This is a genomic window from Pediococcus cellicola, assembly GCF_001438655.1.
Lineage (GTDB): Bacteria > Bacillota > Bacilli > Lactobacillales > Lactobacillaceae > Pediococcus > Pediococcus cellicola.
Map to the genome: position 1 here is coordinate 65,843 of NZ_JQBR01000003.1, position 21,304 is coordinate 87,146.

A 21,304-nucleotide genomic window follows, 5' to 3' on the forward strand; every position below is an offset into this window, starting at 1 on the left:
CCCTACATAAAACGACCCACGCACTCTTTAATTAAAATCAGCTAGGTTGCTTTACAACTTAGTTACGGTCTGCTACAATAACTATGTAGTAAAACTATCTAGTTGGAAGTGAACGTATGAAACAAACACAACTCATTAAAGGCGTGCTAGAAGGCTGTGTCTTGGCGATTACCGCTCAAGGTGAAATTTATGGCTATGAACTAATTCAAGCTTTACACCAAAATGGCTTCACCACAATTGTAGGGGGCACACTTTATCCACTTTTGATAAAGCTCGAAAAAAATGGTGATCTTCAGAGTATTGTAAAGCCCTCTGCAGATGGCCCTGATCGAAAATATTATGTGATTACAACTCAAGGTATTCGCACACTCCATACATTTAATCAGCAGTGGTTTCAATTGAAAAATCATGTCGACAAAATTTTAAAAAAGGCGGATGACAACCTATGAAAAAGGCCAACCAGTATCAACATGAAATTAATCAACTAAAAAAACAGCTTCATAAGTCTGACTTGGTCTATTTCGAAAAATTACAAACCTATATTCTAAGTCAGAATGTCTTTTATAATGAAGAAACTATTAATCTACAATTATTGAGTATGCTACAAGATCTCATTGATGCCGAAAAAGAGCATTCAGATGCCATCAATTTATTTGGTAAGGATCCTCAAACAATGGCCAACGAAATTTTGTCTGAGTTACCAAGTCCCAAAGTTCGCGATCGGCTTTCAATGAGTTCGTTAATCATTATTATGAGTTGGTTTTTCCTCTTACTCAGTAGTAATCACACCTCAGTAGGCATGGAATTAAACTTACTAGCTTTTATTTTGGTTCCTTTATTAGAACTCATCGCAATCCAATTGGTTTTCAGAATTTTACATAAATCAATCTATTCAAAGAATCCCAGCCGACGACAAGCTCTGCTGCCTAAATTAGCAGTCGGTTTCATCTTTTTATTTTGTGTAGGTATCATTCTCTTGATCAATAATCTTTTCTCAATCGGACCTATTTTTGTTTTGCCATCGCCGTGGAATTTGTTCATACTAGGATTCATCTTGATTGCAACACTTTGTTATTTCTTTTATACTCTTGCTAGCCAGCACTATTCTCGAAACCAACGGTCTTAATTTGAAAAATTCGTAAACAAAAAGAGGTAGGAAAATAATTTTCCCTACCTCTTTTACGACTTGCTATAAATTAGTCAAGCTTTGTTTTATTTTGAACTTCAAGTTTGTCGTTGAAGTCATAAACAACTGGTTCGCCAGTTGCCATTTCAAGATTCATAATATCTTCGTCTGAAATGTTTTCGATGTACTTGCTCAAAGCACGTAATGAGTTACCATGTGCGGCAATAATTACATTCTTGCCATCTAATAACTTAGGTGCAATTTCATCTTCCCAGAAAGGAATGACACGTTCCAAAGTAACTTTAAGGTTTTCGCCACCAGGAATCATCCGTGGATCTAAGTTAGCGTAACGACGGTCGTTAGCTGCTGAACCTTCTGCATCTGCATCCAACAATGGAGGCAACACATCGTATGAACGACGCCAAATATGAACTTGTTCGTCGCCCCATTTTTCAGCTGCTTTAGCCTTGTTCTTACCTTGTAATGCACCATAGTGACGTTCGTTCAAGCGCCATGTCTTAACTTCTGGAATCCAAAGTTGGTCGGATTCTTCCAAAGCATAGTGCAAAGTTTTGATTGCACGAGTTAATACTGAAGTGAAAGCATAATCAAATTCAATGCCAGCTTCTTTGATTAACTTACCAGCGTTCTTAGCTTGTTCAACACCCTTTTCGCTTAAGTCAACGTCGACCCAGCCAGTAAATTGGTTAGACAAGTTCCATTCACTTTGACCATGACGGATTAATACTAGTTTTGCCATAATGTAAGAAAACCTCTTTCTTTTTTAAGTTTACAGTAACCATTTTACACTAAAACCAAATAATTTGCAGGCGGAATTCGCACCTGTGACAAACTTAACACTTTCTTCTATTGTTGAAGCGCTTCACTCACCGAAATGCCCTTTTGCGCAGCTTCTTTAATCAAATTACGGACATCTTGATCACTCAACTGACCCGACTTATTTCCCAATTGCTGACGAGCCTGATTAATCTGATCTTGGCTAATGACCTTTCCATTGAGTTCTGTATCTTTCTTAGTAACTGTAAACTCATTTGAACCAGAATAATTATTAGCTGCTTGCTGTTCTGAAGAACTCAAATTTGGTTCTGGTAAACTTGAAACGCCACTATTGGGATTATTATTTTGTGTTTGGTTTTGCTGCGAATTGTTATTTGCAGAGCTTTGTGATGCGTTATCGTTCGTTGACCCTGGCATGACAACTTGTGATAGACCAGTTTTGTTGCTTTTTTGCAATTGTTTAGCAGATTTCCATAAATCCGTGTAATAACCCTTTTTGAACGTCTTATCATTAAACAAGCGATCTAATTGTTCATTAGACACGCTAAACTCCTGTGCCACATTTAATTCACGCGCATATTTCAAAATTTTGTTATATTTAGTTCTATTTTTTTGAACCTGATTAATTTCTTTAATTTTTTGGTGCGCACGTGTATTCAGCGTTTGCGACCCATCATGAATTTTGTAGACTTGCGCAAACGTCTTTTTAGAAGTTGCAAAGTGATGTTTCTCAAGTTGAGACATCGCGTTCACAAAAATCTTGGTTTGTTTCAACCGATGTGTCGCAATTTTATCGTTATTTCGTCGCGTCAAAGCATCCTGGAAATAATTCTCTGCAGCTGTATAATTGTTGTCTTTAATGGCAGCTTCAGCATTTGTCATCTCCAGATGGTACTGTTTTTCAATTGATTGGTGTCGGGAAAAAGCGTAGCCCCCAACTAATAAAATCACCACAAGTGTTGCAATTACCCATGTCCATCTTTTCAAACGTGCCACCCCCAAATCTATCGGCCATTGAATGCCAACATATAAAATAATTATAGCATGTTCTTGGTTTTAAAATCGCTTTCTTGTTTCTTAATTGAACTTAAGATTCGAAAAATGAAAACGAGGAGCGTATAATAATCATGTTTAATCTTGAATTTTAGTAAGAGGAAAGGATTCGAATCGATGTTAGAGAAGAAATTTTACAAAACATTTTTTAAGCACTCCTTCAATATCCCGATCAAAGTTAATTTTTGGGATGGCAGTTCTGCGGTATATGGAGATGGTACCCCAGAAGTAACTGTGACCTTGAAAGAGGCTATTCCCGTCAAACAATTGCTCAATAACGCATCCATTGCTTTGGGAGAAGGCTACATGGACGGCAAAATTGAAATTGATGGTAGTATCCAGAAGTTATTAACTTCAGCATACGAAACAGCTGGTAGTTTTTTCCATAACAAAAAATTTATCCACTTTCTTCCGAAGCAAAAACACGATGAAAAAGAAAGCAAATCCGATGTCCAAGATCATTACGATATTGGTAACAACTTTTATAAATTATGGTTGGATCCAACCATGACTTATTCATGTGCTTACTTTGAAAAAGATACAGATGACCTTGAAACGGCACAAATTAATAAAGTTCATCATATCTTAAACAAATTAAACCCACAGCCAAGACGAACCCTATTAGACATTGGTTGCGGTTGGGGAACCTTAATGCTAACGGCCGCTAAAGAATACGATTTACGTGTCGTTGGTGTAACCCTTTCTCAAGAACAGTATAATTTCGTCAACAAACGCATCAAAGACGAAGGATTGGAAAATGTGGCCGAAGTTCGTTTACAAGATTATCGTGAAATCAAAGACGAGCAATTTGATTATATTACGAGTGTCGGCATGTTTGAACACGTGGGTAAGGAAAATCTTCAGACTTACTTCAAATGTGTGGCTGACTACCTGAAAAATGATGGCGTTGCTTTGATCCACGGTATCACGCGTCAACAAGGTGGTGCCAATAATGGGTGGTTGAATAAATGGATCTTCCCAGGTGGCTATGTTCCAGGTTTGGAAGAGAACATTCATCACATCATTGAAAATGACTTACAGATCGATGACTTAGAACCTTTACGTCGTCATTATCAAAAAACGACTGAAATTTGGGATAAGAATTTTAATGCTCATCGTGAAGAAGTCAAAGAAATGTTTGACGAACGCTTTGTCAGAATGTGGGACTTGTATTTACAAGCTTGTTCAGCATCATTTGAGTCAGGTAATATTGATGTAATCCAGTATCTTTTAACTAAAGGTGCCGGTGCCACCAGCAATGTATTGCCAATGACAAGAGCATATATGTACAAATAAAGTTAATGTATTCAAAAATAGAAACATACCGGTAGCAGATTTTGCCATTCGGTATGCTTCTATTTTTTTGCACTAGTTCTCGAAACGAGTTTCTTCAAAATCAAAAACGTTTCAACAAAAAAAGCAGAATCAGAAGTCACGCAACTTCTCATTCTGCTCAAACTGTTTATAAACAAAGTTCCTAAACAATCATTGTGATTTTACGCTTCGTCATCATGTTTCCGACGCTTTAACCCAAACAATGCGAGGAATGCACTTAAGAGAACCATGCCGAGCGCGGAAATAACATTTTCATGTCGTTCATCAGTTTGTGGTAATATGCCTGCTTTAACCACAGTCATATCTTTCTTATGCTTAGTGTTCAAATGCGCCAAAGTCTCCAATTTTACTTGTGATCCTTTAGAATTCTTAACACCTTCTGGAGAACCTGAATGATCCGTGCCAACATCAGGACCATTGTCAGGTGTGGTCCCACCATTTCCTGGTTTGTTGTTGTCACCCGGTTTGCCAGGGTTGTGACCGCCCTCACCAGGATTGGTAGGCTTCTCCGGATTATTTCCATTACCATCCGAAATCTTCTTGTATTGTACAACAACCAAACTATCTTCAGGTTTGTCCATTGTCGCCGCTGGAATTAGTTCTGCCACATCACCACTGTTCGTGTAGCCAGACAATGTTGGGGTTGTCACGGCATCAAAGATTCCCTGCGGTGTGTAGGAAACTTCCCCGGTGGTCTTGTTAGTCACAACTTTGTAAACCACTTTTTCAATAACATCTTGTGGTGTCTGGTCACCTGCACCTTCATAATGAATGGTTCGAGTAACAGTGATTTCACTATATTCAAGTTCATTAGTTGGTGTATAGGTTACCCTAACAGTTGAATCAATTGGTTTAACCGTTGTGGTTTCAGGGGTATATCCAGCTACGTCCCCGCTATTGGTAAACCCGTTAATTTCTGGTGTATCAACAGCAGCATATCCACTTTCTGGTGTGTAGACAGATTTGCCAGTTGCTTTGCTTGTCGCCACATCGTAGATAATCGACTGGACTTTATCAGCAGGGGTTCTTAGCCCAGCCCCCGTGTAATGAACTGTCTGTGATACGGTTAGTTTACTGTGCGTAATAACATCATTAATCGTATATGTTCCACTGATAAAGTCTTTATCAGTCAACTCATAATTTGGATTAGCAGCAGCTACTTTGGCCTTGCCACTAGTGTTCAGGCTCACTTCATAATGTCCGACATGTGTAAGAACGCCTTCCACTACCTTACCAGTTGATTTATCTACAAAGATAAAGTCTGCATTGGTTAGATTGTCTGGGCTCTTGAGATCAGACCCAATGGTAATGTTAAAGGTAGGTGTGGCTTCCCCATAATTTGATGAGGCGTCATTAACTTTAACTTGCGTTGTCATTTCTCCTGATCCAGTGTTTGCTTTGACAATCGTCATTGAGCCGTTTACTACTGTAATGTCATAGTTACTGTTGACATTATTGTCATTGGCAGTCACTGTCACCTCATATTGACCAACATTGGTATGACTGTTATTTTCAGTTATATAACTGATAGTTTCACCATTTACCGCGCCATCGACAACAACATCCAAGCTGTGCGACTTACCATCGTACACAATCTTATCGTTACTCGTGACCGTTAAGGATGCTTTAGCTTTATTGATTGTAGCCGTATTGCTAAGCGTCGTTAAATCGCCTATATCGTAGTTATTATTTGCTGCCTTAACCTTATCAATTCCACTTGCTGTCAACTTAACTTGATAATTGCCCGCGTTAACTGGGTTTTTAACCACATTACCCTTAGCATCCAGATATTCGTAGTCACCATTTTCTAATGTTACATCGGCTTCTGGTCCTTGAACTACAGGGCTTTCATCAAACGACTTCCCATCATAGGTTTTGTTGATATTTTCACCTTTGGCATTTCCAATATGAATCTCGCCCTCTGGTACTGTAGCTTTCACAATGGTCATCGAGCCATTCACCAATGTGATGTCGTAGTTGTTGTTGACATCATTGTTAACGGCAGTTACGGTCACATCATACTGGCCAACATTAGTCTGACTGTTGTTTTCAGTTGTATAGTCAATGGTTTCACCATTAACCGCCCCCTTGGAATCAACATTTAAACTATGCGCCTTCCCATCGTATGCAATGTTATCGTTGCTTACAACCGTTAGCGTTGCTTTAGCCTTACTAATCGTGGCTTTATTGCCAATTTGACTTAAATCACCTAAGTCATAGTTACTATTGGCGTCAGCAACTCGTCTTTCTCCACTTGAAGTGAGCCTAATTGTATATTCACCTGCATTAACCGGATTGGTCACAACCTTACCTTCAACATCCACATATTCGTAGTCGCCGGCCTCTAAAGTAACATCTTTCTCTGGCCCTTGTACTACTGGGTTTTCACTAAACGTCTGCCCATCATAAGTCTTACTGAAACCTTCTCCATCTGCATTACCGATAATGATTTCACCAGGTGTGATTGGTACTTTCGTGATCGTCATTGAACCTAAACCAGATGTGATTTCGTAATTGCTGTTAATACTGTTATTATCAGCAGTCGCTGTCACATCGTACTGACCAGCATTGATGTGACTATTGTTTTTAGTTGTATAGGTGATCGTTTCACCATTTACCGCCCCAGTCACCTCAATATCTAAGCTATGCGAATTACCATCGTACATAATTTTATCGTTGCTTACAATATTAATTTTAGCTGGTGCTTTTCGGATTATGACGTCATTCATCAACCCACTTAAGTCGCCCAACTCGTAACTGCTGTTTGCAGTAGTAACTGCTTTAATTCCAGCATCAGTTAATTTGATCGTGTAATCACCGGCGTTGATCGGATCTTTCACGACATTACCTTTGGCATCTAAATATTCATAATCACCACTTTCTAAAGTCACATCTTTTTCTGGTCCTTGAACCACCGGACTTTCACCAAACGTCTTGCCATCATAGGTTTTGTTCAAAGCATTTCCATTCACATTACCGATGATGATTTCACCTGGCGTCGTTGGAGCCTTCACGATCGTCATCGAGCCAGAACCTGGTGTGATCTCGTAATTCCTATTAACCGCGTTATCATCAGCGGTAGCCGTCACCTCATATTGACCAACATTAGCATGCTGGTTGTTTTCAGTTGTGTAGGTGATTGTCTCACCATTTACCGCGCCGGTTACTTCTGTCTTCAAACTGTGTGTGTCACCGTCATATACAATAGTGTCATCACTAGTGATATTGATGCTAGCTTTGGCCTTTTGAATTGTAGCTTTGTTGACGAGTGTCGTTAAGTCGCCTAACGCATAATTACTATTGGCATCTGTAACTGCTTTGATTCCAGAGCCAGTTAACTTAATCGTGTAATCGCCCGCATTTTTAGGACTTTCAACAACATTACCGTTAGTATCCAAATATTCGTAGTCGCCACTCTCTAAAGTCACATCTTTTTCTGGTCCTTGAACCACTGGATTGCCACTAAACGTCTTACCATCGTACGTCTTATTTAAGTCATACCCGTTCGCATCACCAATGCTAATCTCGCCTTCTGGAGTTGTTGCTTTCACAATCGTCATTGAGCCATTTGTGACCGTAATGTCATAGTTGCTGTTGACATCATTTTTATCGACAGTCACTGTTACATCATACTGGCCAACATTAGTGTGACTGTTATTTCCAGTCGTATAGGTGATCGTCTCACCATTTACTGCACCAGTTACCTCAATATCTAAACTGTGTGAATCGCCATCATAAGTAACATTTTCATCACTTATGACCTTGACACTTGCTTGTGCTTTATTGATGACGGCTTTATTAACGAGTGTCGTTAAGTCGCCCAACTCGTAATTGCTGTTTACAGTAGTAACTGCTTTAATCCCAGCATCAGTTAATTTGATCGTGTAATCACCTGCATTGACCGGATTAGTCACTTTATTGCCATCTTTATCGTAATAAGCGTACTCACCAGTTGTTAAGGTGACATCAGTTTCTGGGCCTTGCACTACAATCGGTGAATTATCGGTAAACGTTTTGCCATCGTACGTCTTGTTTAAATCATAACCGTTCACGTCACCAATATGGATCTCACCTTCTGGTGTCGTTGCTTTGACAATTGTCATCGAGCCGGTACCATTGGTGATCTCATAGTTATTATTAACGTCATTATCAGTAGCAATTGCTGTTACCTCATATTGACCGACAGCCGTATTCTTATTGTTAGTCACTGTATACGTGATCGTTTCCCCATTTACCGCACCGATGACCTCAGTATCCAAACTATGCGCAGCACCATCGTATGTGATGTGGTCATTGCTTGTGATATTAATTTGTGCCTGTGCTTTGTGAATGGTGGCATTATTCGTCAAACTGCTTAAGTCGCCCAATTCATAGCCACTGTTTGCATTAGTAACCGCAGTGATTCCAGATTCAGTTAATTTGACTGTATAATTACCTGCGTTTGTAGGATTTGCAACGACATTGCCGTTAGCGTCCAAATACTCATAATCCCCACTCGCTAGCGTAACGTCTTTTTCTGGTCCTTGTACCACTGGATTGCCGCCAAACGTCTTGCCATCGTAAGTTTTGTTTAAATCATTTCCATTCACATCTCCGATGACAATTTCACCAGGGGTTGTTGGGGCTTTCACAATTGTCATTGAGCCCGTCCCATTGGTAATCTCATAGTTGCTATTGACTACATTGCTATCAGCGGTGGCCGTCACCTCATATTGACCGACAGCCGTATGACTATTATTAGTAACTGTATACGTGATCGTTTCCCCATTTGCCACACCAGTTACCTCAATAGCTAAGCTATGTGCCACACCATCATACGTAATCTGGTCGTTACTCGTGACATTAATGCTAGCTTTTGCTTTTTGAATTGTGGCTTTATTGACCACTGCAGCTAAGTTTCCTAAGTCATAATTACTGTTTGCTGCTGTAACCTTATCCACGCCACTGGAAGTAAGTTTAATTGTGTACTCACCCGCGTTAACTGGATTTGCCACTTCTTTATCATCTTGATCGTAATAAGCATAATCACCGGCTTCTAAGGTAACATCGGCCTCCGGTCCTTGGACTACCGGATCAGTACTAAATGACTTGCCATCATACGTCTTGTTTAAATCATTTCCATTCACATCGCCGATGACAATTTCACCAGGAGTTGTTGGGGCTTTCACGATTGTCATCGAGCCTGTCCCATTGGTGATCTCATAGTTACTATTAACGACATTATCAGTAGCAGTTGCTGTGACATCATATTGACCGACAGCCGTATTCTTATTGTTAGTAACTGTATACGTGATCGTTTCCCCATTTACCGCACCAGTTACCTCAATAGCTAAGCTATGTGCCGCACCATCATATGTGATGTGGTCATTGCTTGTGATATTAATTTGTGCCTGTGCTTTGTGAATGGTGGCATTATTCGTCAAACTGCTTAAGTCGCCCAATTCATAGCCACTGTTTGCATTAGTAACCGCAGTGATTCCAGACTCAGTTAATTTAATTGTATAGTTGCCTGCATTGGTAGGATTTGCAACGACATTACCGTTAGCATCCAAATACTCATAATCCCCACTCACTAGCGTAACGTCTTTTTCCGGTCCTTGTACCACAGGACTTTCATCAAACGTTTTCCCATCATAAGTTTTATCAAGATCATTTCCGTTTACATCACCAATACTAATTTCGCCTTCTGGTGTCGTTGCTTTGACAATTGTCATTGAGCCGGAGCCATCGGTGATCTCATAGTTGCTATTGACTGCATTGCTATCAGCGGTGGCCGTCACTTCATATTGACCGACAGCCGTATGACTATTGTTAGTAACTGTATACGTGATCGTTTCGCCATTTACCGCACCGATGACCTCAGTATCCAAACTATGCGCAGCACCATCGTATGTGATGTGGTCATTGCTTGTGATATTAATGTGTGCCTGTGCTTTGTGAATGGTGGCATTATTCGTCAAACTGCTTAAGTCGCCCAATTCATAGCCACTGTTTGCATTAGTAACCGCAGTGATTCCAGACTCAGTTAATTTAATTGTATAGTTGCCTGCATTGGTAGGATTTGCAACGACATTACCGTTAGCATCCAAATACTCATAATCCCCACTCACTAGCGTAACGTCTTTTTCCGGTCCTTGTACCACAGGACTTTCATCAAACGTTTTCCCATCATAAGTTTTATCAAGATCATTTCCGTTTACATCACCAATACTAATTTCGCCTTCTGGTGTCGTTGCTTTGACAATTGTCATTGAGCCGGAGCCATCGGTGATCTCATAGTTGCTATTGACTGCATTGCTATCAGCGGTGGCCGTCACTTCATATTGACCGACAGCCGTATGACTATTGTTAGTAACTGTATACGTGATCGTTTCGCCATTTACCGCACCGATGACCTCAGTATCCAAACTATGCGCAGCACCATCGTATGTGATGTGGTCATTGCTTGTGATATTAATGTGTGCCTGTGCTTTGTGAATGGTGGCATTATTCGCCAAACTGCTTAAATCGCCTAAATCATAATCACTATTGGCATCAGTAACCGCTTTGATTCCGGATTGCGTCAGTCTAATCGTGTAGCCGCCTGAATTAACAGGATCATTCGCAACATTACCGTCTGTATCTAGGTACTCATAGTCACCGATTGTCAATGTGACATCATGCTCTGGTCCTTGTACTACTGGACTTTCACCAAACGTCTTACCATCATAAGTTTTGTTTAGCTCATTTCCATTCACATTACCAATCGTAATTTCACCAGGCGTTATTGGCGCTTTGACGATCGTCATTGAGCCGTTTACGACTGTAATGTCATAGTTGCTGTTGACGTTATTGTCGTCAGCAATTGCCGTAACCGTATATTGACCGGCCTTTGTATGACTGTTGTTGACTGGTGTATAAGTGATGTTTTCACCATTGACTGCACCGTTCACCTTAATCTGCAAACTATGTGCAGACCCGTCATACATAATTTGGTCATTACTGATGATGGTAATCGTCGCTTTTGCTTTATTAATCGTAACTGAACCTGTTGTGGCAGTGTTTGCCGCTAATTGATAATTACCATTAGTCGCAGCACTAAGAGCCGCATTAGCCACTTGTAATCCAGTAGCGTTTAAATTAAATTCGTACGTATTGGCATTCATTCCATCAGCTGTAAAATTAACGTCTTCCTTTGATAAAGCAACTTTGACAGTTGTACCCGCTTCATCATTCACTGCAATCGTGACATATAAATCAGTCGAATCACTTGCTTTTGTTGTCCCATCATAATCAAAATTGGTTTTGCTTAATTCGGCAGAAGCTTTAGCAGAAACAATAATAAATGGTGCCGTCGCCGAATCAAATGAAACCGTATAGTTAGACCCGCTTGCCGCTGTAATTGCATCTTGAATTGCTGTTTTACCAGTACTACTTAATGTGACCTCGTAAGTTCCACGATTAACACCGCCACTAACTAATTGAATATCGCTATCTTTCAACGTGTACGTTACGCCAGTTGGTAATGTCACTTGATAGTTGCCGGCTGATGGTGACAACTGTTGACCAGTATACGTCTTCGTTTCAGTACCACTTAATGTCACAGTGGCAGATACAGGTGTAATGATAAATGTCCCTGAAGTCTTGCCCAGTGTCACTGTAGTATAGTTACCGTCGGTCGCGGTTGTGAGCGCGGCTGCAATATTTGTTAAACCTGTTCTAGTTAACTGGACAGTATATGTCCCTACATTTTTACCATCACTACCACTAACTAGGGCAACATCCCCGGTTTTTAATGTATAAGTTGTCCCATTTGATAAAAGCACATTGTAGTGACTAGCATTGGGACTCTGCGTCGCACCATTATAAGGTACTGTTTGACTACCGGTTAAGTTAGCCGTCGCCGTAGCTGGTGTAATGGTTGCCGTCCCGTTAGCTGGTGTGACTGTATAGTTTTGCGCAGCGCCGCCTGCCACTTGTGCTGCTGTTAGTTTGGCCTGCCCAGCTGCACTAAATTGAACTGTATAAGTGCCCACATTTGTGGGGTTTGCAACAACCGTTTGCCCGTCACTTGCCAAATACTCAAAGTCACTCGAAGTCCATGAAATTGCTGGTGATGCCATACTGCCGGAGATAACTGTATAAGCTACCGTTGGCATTGTAACTGTCGCGCCATCATAAACTTTTGTGGTTGAGCTAATTGTTGCTGTAAGTGGGGCTTTTGTAATCACAAAAGTGGTACCAGCAGCCGAGTCAAAAGTCGCTGCATTGTAATTTGTCCCTGTCGCGGCCGTAATTGCTGCCTGCACAGCTGTTTTTCCAGTTGTGCTCAAAACAACATTATAAGTGCCCGCGTTAGTACCACCACTAACTAACTGAATATCACTATCTTTTAAAACATAAGTGACACCAGTTGGGAGCGTGATTTTATAATTACCGGCCTTTGGTGCTTGCTGAGCACCCGTATATTGCTCAGTTTCAGAGCCACTCAAAGTTACCGTGGTATCCGCTGCTTTGATAATAAATGATCCAGTTGCTGTACCAAAATCGATTGCATAGTTATTCCCAATTGCAGCTGTAATATTATTGATCCCAGTTGTACTTAGTTTAACCGCATAAGTACCTGCGTTAATACCACCGCTAACTAACTGAATATCACTATCCTTTAAAGCATAGGTGACACCAGTTGGGAGCGTGATTTTATAATTACCGGCCTTTGGTGCTTGCTGGTTACCAGTATAACCCTCAGTTTCGGTACCACTTAGAGTTACCGTTGCGTTAGTTTTATAGTAAAGGGTTATAGCGGTAATCGCCTTGCCGCTTGCATCAGTAACATAAACATTTCCATTAGCATCTACAGCAGTAAAATTAATCGCTGTCGCAGGCACATTTTTGGCATCCGTTGCACTAAATGTATACCCAGCAATCGTTGGTACCGCTGGATTTGTGATAGTTGTCCCATTAACATTTGCATCTCCATAAGAGCCCGTCAATACCGCATCTTTTGAAATCGTATTGCCTGAATAATCTTGATAGTGCACTGTAATTGCGGCAGTTTGTCTGTTATAAACTAAATTTACGCTAGTTGACCCAACCAAAACGGTAGTCGTCACAGAATTTCTCAAGACATACCCAGGAATGCTTGGCGCTACCATCGTTAAGTTAGCAGATGCTGTTCCAGCTGCAATGGCGGCATTTGCGCTTGCTTGATCAGCAAACACCTGGATAACATCCCCAACGTTTGCCGTGATCGTATGACTCGTGGTTCCGGTAATCACCTTACCTGAAGTATCTGTTTCTTGATAAGTGACAGGTGCGGTTGCCTTCGTATAACTATAATTTAAGATTGTCACACCAAAAGCATTCACTTTGTCTCCTGTTGAAGCGGCAATTGATAGTGACATTCCAATTTTTTGAGCAGCAGTTAACGTTCGTGTCCAAGTCGAGGCGCTGGTTGCACCAGTTCTTCCATAAACTTGATTAGATCCCGAGTTATTATCCGGAAGCGTAATTGTTAGGACACTGGTGGCCGCATTATATGAAATAGTAAACGCATGTGCTCGACCATCCATAATACCTCTATTTATGGAAACCACTTGAGATGTTGTATCCTGAGCACTAACGTTACCGACATTACTGAAAATTCCACCGTCACCGACACGGGTATTTGTATTTAATTTTCCAGAACTATCTGTTGTTCGCCAAGAAATTGTACCAGCAGCAGGCTTCATAATTTGCCAAGGTAACGCATTTGCGTTATCGAAATCACCAAACGCAGTATTATAATATTCATCAATTGCTAATCCAAATGAGTTTGGTAAGCCACCAAGACCGAGGTTACCTCCAGTCCCAGATGTCGTTAATTGCGAAGGATTACTTGGACTAAATACAAAGGTCAGACCATCCGCTCCGTCTGAGCTATTTCCAAGAACGACCGTTCCAGACATGGTAAAACTGGAACTAAAATTAAGCTGATTATTTAACACCAAATAACCAGACTGATTATTGGTTGCCGTCGTTAAACTAGATGATCCACTACTATTAGGCACAGTAGCGGTTCCGGCAGCCGTAAAGTCCCCAGCAACCGTACTAGATGACCCCGTATAAACTTCGCCTGCTTTATTGATAGATGTCGTACTATTTAAATTTGGCACGACCACATTTGCGTCTTTAGCCGTAATAACGACCGCACTGTTTAAATCAGAATTTGCAACTAAGGCTTTAACAGCTTTTTCATCAGCACCCACAGCAAGCGCAATGACCACTGTGCCATCAGCTTGAGTTGTGACAACTGAACCAGTTGGTAATTCATTTTGTAAGTTTGTCAGTGCATCAGAATTTAAAGTCGTTACTTTTTCGACAGTTGATGTGCTAGCTGCACTTGAGTTTGCTACAGCCGCACGAGTTGAAACTGCTGAGCTACTAACCGTCGAATTTTTCGTCGCTTTCGTGCCTAACGCGCTTGTGCCTGTGCTTTCAGAACTTGCTACAGAAGAAACAGAACTAGTGGCCACACTAGAGGTTTGACTAGAACTCGTTTGAGAGGTCACTGCGGATACAGCTGCACTACTAGATGATGAAGCAGCTGACTTTGGGGCAGAAGTTGTCGTACTTGACTCCGCACTGGTGGCTTGACTCACATCAGCTGACGTTTCACTAGCACTTGCCGATGAAGCCTCGGCTGAACTTGCTACAATCGTGCTACTACTAGTTTCGCTTGCATTAGCAGTCGAACTGGTTTCACTAACAGCTGTTGAGGCACTAGCTGCGCTACTTGAGCTCTGAATCATTTTCAGTACGACTAGTTACAATTTCACTTGACGACGCCAAATTGGTGTCAGCTTTCGCAGTTGGTACACCAAACGAAACTCCCATCCCAAAAAACATGATAGTAATACCGGCAAGCAACCAATTTTTTCCTGCCTTATACATTTTATAATGCTCTTTCTTTTGAGCAGTATCACGCTGTAATTTAATCATTCTCTTATTTAGCCTATTATTTTTTATCATGACGATCCCCCATTTCCTCAAACCATATTGCACTCCTCGAAATTGGCTCAAGTATACCATCATTCGAAATAGATTCCTAATATAAAATACTATGATTATTTATATTAATTTTTATGATATATGCAAAAATCAACAACAAAAGCCCTTACATCATCATCTTGAAGCTTGGTTTTGAATAAATACGACTAATTAAGCTAAAAAATGTGCTTTTTTGTAAGAACTCTAACAATTTAGTGGCACTGCCAAAACACATTACTGTTTATGTCTCAAATAAAATTGTTCAATTTCGTATAATTTTAATGTACTGCTAATGTGGTTTCAAAAGATGATATGCTTTCACACTTTGACCTCATCAAGTCTTTGGTGTAAATTTTACCGCTTCATCTTGACTTTAAATATGGACAAAACAAAAGCACTAGAAGTCGTTTAACTCCTAGTGCCATTTCAATTATTCAGTTGTTAAAAAGGCGAGACTGGAATTTTTCCAGTCTCACCGGATCCTTTAGTTTAAACGACCATAGATAGCAACATCACCGCAACGAGTCCAAACACTACGGATATGGCCATGGAACGTGTCCAATACGAAATAATAATGACGATAATCGAAGCTAAAATGAGATCAAAATTCCCAGATGAAATAAATTTATACGATCCCGAAATAAAAATATCCTTCACAACAATTGCCGTAAACAAAGAGACCGGCACATATTTCATCCAGTCATTAAACCATTCCGGAATTTTTCGATTTGAAAAGAAAAGAATTGGTATATAGCGAGGCCCAAAAGCGACAAAAAAGCCTAGAATAACAATCAGTAAATGGTCTGTCACATCATAATGCATAGCATAATCTCCCGAAATTCGTCTAAATTAGATTTCGATATCTTCCTTATCAACTTCTGGCTGTCCTGATGGATCATGAATTTTATATAGCAAATGACTTTTCGGCCAGCGTTTAGAGACATAACTTTCAATCATAAATCCTAAGAAAGAGGCCACCAATGTAGAAATAACCAGGCCTAAGGTACTCTTAGTAAGTAGCATGAAGAAGGTCGCCAAAACACCCGCAATCACGGAGATCAGTAAAATTAAGCGCGTCTTAATTTGCATCACAATCATGTACAGGAATAACGCTGTTAAGGCAAAGTTAACAACCGTTAAATTGATTTGAACGGCACTCCCAATTAGACTCCCAATAATATTTGACACGGTCCATACGAGTAGCGACCAGTGTTCAACCTGAAGCGCATCTTTGGGTGTCCAGTTACGGTCAGTCACAAATTTTAAATAGTTAATCGCATAATTTTCATCATTCATTGACACCGCGAATAAAAATAAAAAACGATGGTTTTGTCCCTTTAAATAGCCCGCCAAACTAGATCCCAATAAGGCATAACGTAATTCTAGGAAAAAGAGCATCAGAATAATCGTTAAAATTGGGGCCGTAGTCGTTAACATCTGGGCAATCATGAACTGAGCGCCACCTGAAAATACAAAAACGGAGACTAACCCAGTTAAGATCGTATTAAAACCGGCAGCATGAAGAAGAATGCCACAAGCCAGTCCAATTGGTGTGTAACTTAGGCACAACGGCCAAGCTTCCTTAAGGGTCACTCGCCATTGTGGTCCATTTTCAATTTGTTTCACAATTCGTTCCTCCAACGGATCTTCAAAGTTGGATCTTTTTTCTGAAATTTATAGAAAACACTGCGAAATCATTTTAACATTTTCAAAGTATATTGAATAGGGACTTTTTCAAAAGTTGCCGATTAATGACATAATTTTTATGAAATTAATGAATACCCTTACCCAAAATTTTTAAATCCATGAGTCGGCCACCAAGTTCGGCTACTTTCGGAAGCGTTCCCCAAGTTTGATAGCCTAGTTTGGTAAACAACCCTAAACTTGGTAAATTTGCACCAAAAATTAAACAAACAATATTTTTAATTCCTAACTGGGGCGCAGCTTTTTCAGCGTGCTGAACCATTTTAGTACCTAGACCCAGATGACGAAACTGTTGGTCAATATATATGCTAATTTCCGCCGTTATTCGATAAGCCGCCCGCGGATGATAAGGGGATAAGCTCACCCATCCGGCAGGTTTTCCATCAACTCGAACGACCCAAATCGGATGTGAATCAGGTTTGTGGGCTTTTAACCATGGCAGTCGTTGAGAAACGGTTACGGGCGTTAAAGACGCCGTCACCATATGACTTGGAATCGTTTGATTATAAACAGCCACAATGAAGGGCAAGTCTGCTTCTGTTGCCAAGTCAAATTTTATTTCACGCATCACGCAAGTCCTCTCAAAAAATTCACAGTTGCTCGCCAAAAGCGCACAAACACATTAGCCTTTTCAATTTTTTCCTGTGCTACAAGTTGAATCTTGCCATCACCAGGCTGTAAGTACTCTGGTTGGGTGTCGCCCACAAGCGCAATAGCCGTTCCTAAAATTTGGTCCTTTTTAACTGGCGCAGCAACTTTAGCCTTCTGCGCCTGTTTTTGAGCCATAAAGCGAACACTTTGCTGATTCTGATTGTTTGGCAACCAAACTGTAATGGCTTGTTTGTTTACTGCCCTAACACTTGTCGTTTTACCATCGGGTACCTTAAACTTAGCCACGCCTTGAAGACGCGATCGTTTCTTATAACGGACTGGCTTAAACTGTGTATAAACGTACTTCATAATGGTTTTAGTCGTCGTGAAACGAGCCTTTCCGTCTTTTTTTTCACTGGCGCCCATAACAACCGTAATTACACGATGGCCATTTTTATTCACCGTACCTGTAAAACAAGCTTTTGCCTTATCCGACGTTCCCGTTTTCAGCCCATCAACTTGATAACCTTGCATAGCCTGTGACATTTTGGGCAATAAATTATTATGAGTTGTCATTTTGACGGCATCTACTGTTCCCTTCGCAAACCAGGAATTTGTTTGCTTAGTCGTCTCAAGAACCTCAGGATAATCTTGAATTAATTTAGAGGCCACAACCGCCATGTCCTTAGCAGACATCTCGTTTTCTGCATTCTTGTCCGTATTCGGATAAGCTTCTGTACCGACCAAACTTTCTGTTAAACCAGCTGCGTTATAGAGCTTAGCATCCTTAATGCCCCAAGTTTTGACCTGTGTTCGCATTTCATCTACAAAGGCTTTTGACGATCCAGCTTGCGCAATTCCTAGGGCCATAACGGCAGCGTTAGCAGAATATATCAAAGAAGCTTTATACAACTCACGAACCGTATACGTTCGATCTGCGCTTAGAGCCACATTCGTTAATTCTTTATTTTTACTGATTTTAGCTAGTGCCTCGCTGATAGGCACTTGTTGGTTCCATCTCAATTTTCCTTCATGAATACTTTTCAAAATTAAATATATAGAAAGCAACTTGGACATTGAAGCAATCGGTAAAACTTGATTGCTATTTTTGGTATACAGAACTTGGCCAGTTTGCGCATCCACTGCAATGCCAGCCTTTACTGCAATATCTGGACTTGTAGTGGCAGCTTGTACCGGTATAAGTGCAAGCGTACTTACCATTAGAATTGTACTGAATATAATTGCTAATTTTTGTTTCCATTTTTCAAACATGCATCTGCCACCTTTATATCAAGAATATAACAAATTTCGCGATTTGAACAAAAATTTTTATTTTAAAAACAAAAATCAGTTCGCAAAAAATCAACAGAAAAATAATTTCTGCATTTTATCGCGAATTGATTTTATTTATTTATTAAATTTTCTTTTCACACCGAGAGTTATCTTTATGGAGGACAACTCCTAATTCCTACCGACTTGCTTCGTTCACTCTTTTTGGCATCTCCACCACAAAACTCGTCAATTTTTCATTTGACTCCGCGTGAATCTCACCATGATGTAATGCCACAATACTCTGTGCAATTGCCAACCCTAAGCCTGTCCCCCCCGTTGCCTTTGACCGCGAGGACTCCACCCGATAAAAGCGCTCAAACAAATGTCCTATCGCCTTTTGAGGAATTTGCTCCCCATCATTTGAAACTGTAAATATAATTTTTGCACCACTTTCGACCGCCTTTAAGTTAATATGATGGCCGCCTTTGCCATACTTCAGGGCATTTAAAATCAGATTATTGAACAGCCGGCCCAACTTTTCCGCATCAGCTTCTACCTTCAAATTCTTAGGCGTTGTTTTCACACTAATTTCCATGTGTTTTTTCTCCGCCTCTAACTCAAAACTAGCAGCCAACTGTTCCAACATAGGCTCTACCGAAATCATATTATACGTCATCTTTGTAGAGGCCTGTCGTACCTTGGTATACTCAAATAAGTCTTCCACCAATGATTTCATCTGCTGAGCCTTCATAAACGCCGTGTGCGTATACTTCAAGACATCTGCCTCATTCTTATACTGTTGGTTCTCAATCAAGCCCAGGTAACCAATAATTGAAGTTAACGGAGTCCGCAAATCATGACTTACATTGGTGATCAATTCATCTTTTGACTGCTCAATCTTGCGTTCTTCATCCATGGATTCGATGACTGAATCAACTAGCGCATTCACACTGTCCACAACACGTTGGTGATCCCCTTTTAATGTAAACGGAATTCGATGATCAAAATGACCATTCGCAATATAATGCAATTCACTAATAATATGTCGGAGCTGCATTTGCCTATATCGCCGCATCAATCGCCAATAAACTACCCAAATATCGGCCAGCACCATAAAAAGAATGAAGAAATTTTGATAACTCCAGACCCGATAATTATTTGGACCGATGGTGATAGACTCCTTAATCTGAAAAATCCCACTTTCCAGTCCAGGGTTACTGCGAATAATTTCATTAATTAATACTAAAATAGAAAGATTTAGTAATAATAATAAAATAACCGTGATAATTCCTTCACCCAATAATTCACTTTTTTCCCGTGCAGTTAACTTAAATGTCATTGCTTACTCGCCCATCTTTAGTGAGATTCAATCTTATAGCCGACGCCCCATACTGTTTCGATAACCTTTTCGCCGCCAGTTGCTTCTTCAATTTTGTCTCGCAAGTGACTAACATGCACCATCACAGTTTTAGCTGAGATAATACTTTCTTGTTGCCAAACACGTTCGAAAATATCATCAGCCGAAAAAACTCGGTTAGGATGGCTGGCTAAAAGATACAAAATTCCAAATTCTAAGGCGGTTAATTGAATCGACTTGCCCGTTAAAGTTTTAACTTCATGTGAATCACTATTGATCGTAAGCGGACCAATGTCTAATACCTCTGGCTCGTCTTGTTTCATATCATTTTGACTACGCCGTAGAAGAGACTTTACGCGAGCCATCACTTCCAATGGGTTAAATGGTTTCGTCACATAATCATCAGCCCCAGTTAATAGCCCCTTAATTTTGTCCATATCTTCTGTTTTGGCAGATAAAATCAAGATTGGTAACTGTGAATCACGTCGAACTTCGCGGACAACTTCAATTCCACTCATTTCAGGCATCATGACATCCAAAATCATCAACCCAATTTCTGGATCTGTATGCAACTTTGTGAGAGCTTCTTTTCCATTAAATGCTGAAACTGGTTCATAACCTTCATTTTTAATGTAAATATCGAGGAGTTCAACAATCTCTTTATCATCATCAACGACTAAAATTTTCATTATGCGAAATCTCCTTAAGTTCCAATTTATTATAGTGTAGCAAAAAATCTATCAACAAGAAATTATATCGGCCAAGGTTTTAGGTAATGTTAAGATTACTAGGTTCTAAAAATCCGTGAATAAAAAAAGAATCTGGAATTATCCAGACCCTAACTTGTTCATTTTATGAGAATTGATTGCGCTGTAATCGTAAAAACAACGCCAAAGGCAAGTGCCAAAGCAATAAAAACTAACAACCATATGAGGACATTGAGAGTAAATAGACCATTACGTCTAATTTCCATTACCATCTTAATCAGTGCGTACAATGCCGCTAAAACGACAATTATGAGATAAATTGTTGTCCACTGCATCTAATTGCCTCCCAATATG

At 40.2% G+C, this 21,304-nt stretch carries 14 protein-coding genes; 3 read left to right on the plus strand and 11 right to left on the minus strand.

From position 1 onward, the window contains the following. Positions 1 to 116: 116 nt before the first annotated feature. Together IV80_RS03545 and IV80_RS03550 are read left to right on the plus strand one after the other, a co-directional pair. A complete protein-coding gene (locus tag IV80_RS03545) occupies positions 117 to 449 on the plus strand; it encodes a PadR family transcriptional regulator (RefSeq protein WP_057749600.1) in 333 nt (110 codons plus the stop codon). Then, positions 446 to 1,126, plus strand: coding sequence for a DUF1129 domain-containing protein (locus tag IV80_RS03550; RefSeq protein ID WP_057749602.1), 681 nt, complete (start codon positions 446 to 448; stop codon positions 1,124 to 1,126). The genes IV80_RS03545 and IV80_RS03550 overlap by 4 nt, the downstream gene beginning before the upstream one ends. A gap of 70 nt (positions 1,127 to 1,196) precedes the next feature. On the opposite strand, the gene IV80_RS03555 is transcribed toward IV80_RS03550, so the two are convergent. Both IV80_RS03555 and IV80_RS03560 read right to left on the minus strand, forming a co-directional pair. Next, positions 1,197 to 1,886: a 2,3-diphosphoglycerate-dependent phosphoglycerate mutase gene (locus IV80_RS03555; RefSeq protein ID WP_057749604.1), complete on the minus strand. Its 690-nt coding sequence runs from the start codon at positions 1,884 to 1,886 to the stop codon at positions 1,197 to 1,199. Positions 1,887 to 1,993: 107 nt separating this feature from the next. After that, positions 1,994 to 2,911 carry a hypothetical protein gene (locus IV80_RS03560; RefSeq protein ID WP_057749607.1) on the minus strand — a complete coding sequence of 306 codons (918 nt, stop codon included), beginning with the start codon at positions 2,909 to 2,911 and terminating at the stop codon, positions 1,994 to 1,996. A 183-nt stretch (positions 2,912 to 3,094) separates the two neighbouring features. Between IV80_RS03560 and IV80_RS03565 the strand changes: the two genes are divergently transcribed. Continuing rightward, positions 3,095 to 4,273 carry an SAM-dependent methyltransferase gene (locus tag IV80_RS03565; RefSeq protein WP_057749610.1) on the plus strand — a complete coding sequence of 393 codons (1,179 nt, stop codon included), beginning with the start codon at positions 3,095 to 3,097 and terminating at the stop codon, positions 4,271 to 4,273. Positions 4,274 to 4,473: 200 nt separating this feature from the next. Here the strand turns inward: IV80_RS03565 and IV80_RS03570 are convergent, their stop codons facing one another. The 9 genes from IV80_RS03570 to IV80_RS03610 all read right to left on the minus strand — a co-directional run bounded on the left by IV80_RS03570 (position 4,474) and on the right by IV80_RS03610 (position 21,285). Next, positions 4,474 to 15,081, minus strand: coding sequence for an MBG domain-containing protein (locus tag IV80_RS03570; protein ID WP_057749613.1), 10,608 nt, complete (start codon positions 15,079 to 15,081; stop codon positions 4,474 to 4,476). After that, on the minus strand, positions 15,062 to 15,301 hold the full coding sequence (locus tag IV80_RS03575) for a KxYKxGKxW signal peptide domain-containing protein (protein ID WP_162259295.1): 240 nt from the start codon (positions 15,299 to 15,301) through the stop codon (positions 15,062 to 15,064). Before IV80_RS03575 ends, IV80_RS03570 begins: the two co-directional genes overlap by 20 nt. Positions 15,302 to 15,808: 507 nt before the next feature. Further along, positions 15,809 to 16,141 carry an AzlD domain-containing protein gene (locus IV80_RS03580; protein WP_057749618.1) on the minus strand — a complete coding sequence of 111 codons (333 nt, stop codon included), beginning with the start codon at positions 16,139 to 16,141 and terminating at the stop codon, positions 15,809 to 15,811. A 27-nt stretch (positions 16,142 to 16,168) separates the two neighbouring features. Further along, complete coding sequence (locus IV80_RS03585) at positions 16,169 to 16,945, minus strand: AzlC family ABC transporter permease (protein ID WP_057749621.1); 777 nt, start codon at positions 16,943 to 16,945, stop codon at positions 16,169 to 16,171. A 145-nt stretch (positions 16,946 to 17,090) separates the two neighbouring features. After that, positions 17,091 to 17,591, minus strand: a complete 501-nt coding sequence (locus IV80_RS03590) for a GNAT family N-acetyltransferase (RefSeq protein ID WP_057749624.1) — start codon at positions 17,589 to 17,591, stop codon at positions 17,091 to 17,093. Then, entirely contained in the window at positions 17,591 to 18,886 is a 1,296-nt protein-coding gene (locus IV80_RS03595) for a serine hydrolase (protein ID WP_057749626.1), read from the minus strand. The genes IV80_RS03590 and IV80_RS03595 overlap by 1 nt, the downstream gene beginning before the upstream one ends. A gap of 196 nt (positions 18,887 to 19,082) precedes the next feature. Beyond that, complete coding sequence (locus tag IV80_RS03600; RefSeq protein ID WP_057749629.1) at positions 19,083 to 20,225, minus strand: sensor histidine kinase; 1,143 nt, start codon at positions 20,223 to 20,225, stop codon at positions 19,083 to 19,085. Positions 20,226 to 20,242: 17 nt separating this feature from the next. Next, a complete protein-coding gene (gene croR, locus IV80_RS03605; RefSeq protein WP_057749632.1) occupies positions 20,243 to 20,932 on the minus strand; it encodes a response regulator transcription factor CroR in 690 nt (229 codons plus the stop codon). A 158-nt stretch (positions 20,933 to 21,090) separates the two neighbouring features. Continuing rightward, positions 21,091 to 21,285, minus strand: a complete 195-nt coding sequence (locus IV80_RS03610) for a hypothetical protein (protein ID WP_057749633.1) — start codon at positions 21,283 to 21,285, stop codon at positions 21,091 to 21,093. Between the last annotated feature and the right edge of the window lie 19 nt (positions 21,286 to 21,304).

Bases quoted from the DNA above. Each gene is read 5' to 3' on its own strand.
- IV80_RS03545 (WP_057749600.1), top strand. From the start codon at position 117: ATGAAACAAACACAACTCATTAAAGGCGTGCTAGAAGGCTGTGTCTTG.
- IV80_RS03550 (WP_057749602.1), top strand. From the start codon at position 446: ATGAAAAAGGCCAACCAGTATCAACATGAAATTAATCAACTAAAAAAA.
- IV80_RS03555 (WP_057749604.1), bottom strand. From the start codon at position 1,886: ATGGCAAAACTAGTATTAATCCGTCATGGTCAAAGTGAATGGAACTTG.
- IV80_RS03565 (WP_057749610.1), top strand. From the start codon at position 3,095: ATGTTAGAGAAGAAATTTTACAAAACATTTTTTAAGCACTCCTTCAAT.
- IV80_RS03570 (WP_057749613.1), bottom strand. From the start codon at position 15,081: ATGATTCAGAGCTCAAGTAGCGCAGCTAGTGCCTCAACAGCTGTTAGT.
- IV80_RS03575 (WP_162259295.1), bottom strand. From the start codon at position 15,301: ATGATAAAAAATAATAGGCTAAATAAGAGAATGATTAAATTACAGCGT.
- IV80_RS03580 (WP_057749618.1), bottom strand. From the start codon at position 16,141: ATGCATTATGATGTGACAGACCATTTACTGATTGTTATTCTAGGCTTT.
- IV80_RS03590 (WP_057749624.1), bottom strand. From the start codon at position 17,591: ATGCGTGAAATAAAATTTGACTTGGCAACAGAAGCAGACTTGCCCTTC.
- IV80_RS03595 (WP_057749626.1), bottom strand. From the start codon at position 18,886: ATGTTTGAAAAATGGAAACAAAAATTAGCAATTATATTCAGTACAATT.
- IV80_RS03600 (WP_057749629.1), bottom strand. From the start codon at position 20,225: ATGACATTTAAGTTAACTGCACGGGAAAAAAGTGAATTATTGGGTGAA.
- croR (WP_057749632.1), bottom strand. From the start codon at position 20,932: ATGAAAATTTTAGTCGTTGATGATGATAAAGAGATTGTTGAACTCCTC.
- IV80_RS03610 (WP_057749633.1), bottom strand. From the start codon at position 21,285: ATGCAGTGGACAACAATTTATCTCATAATTGTCGTTTTAGCGGCATTG.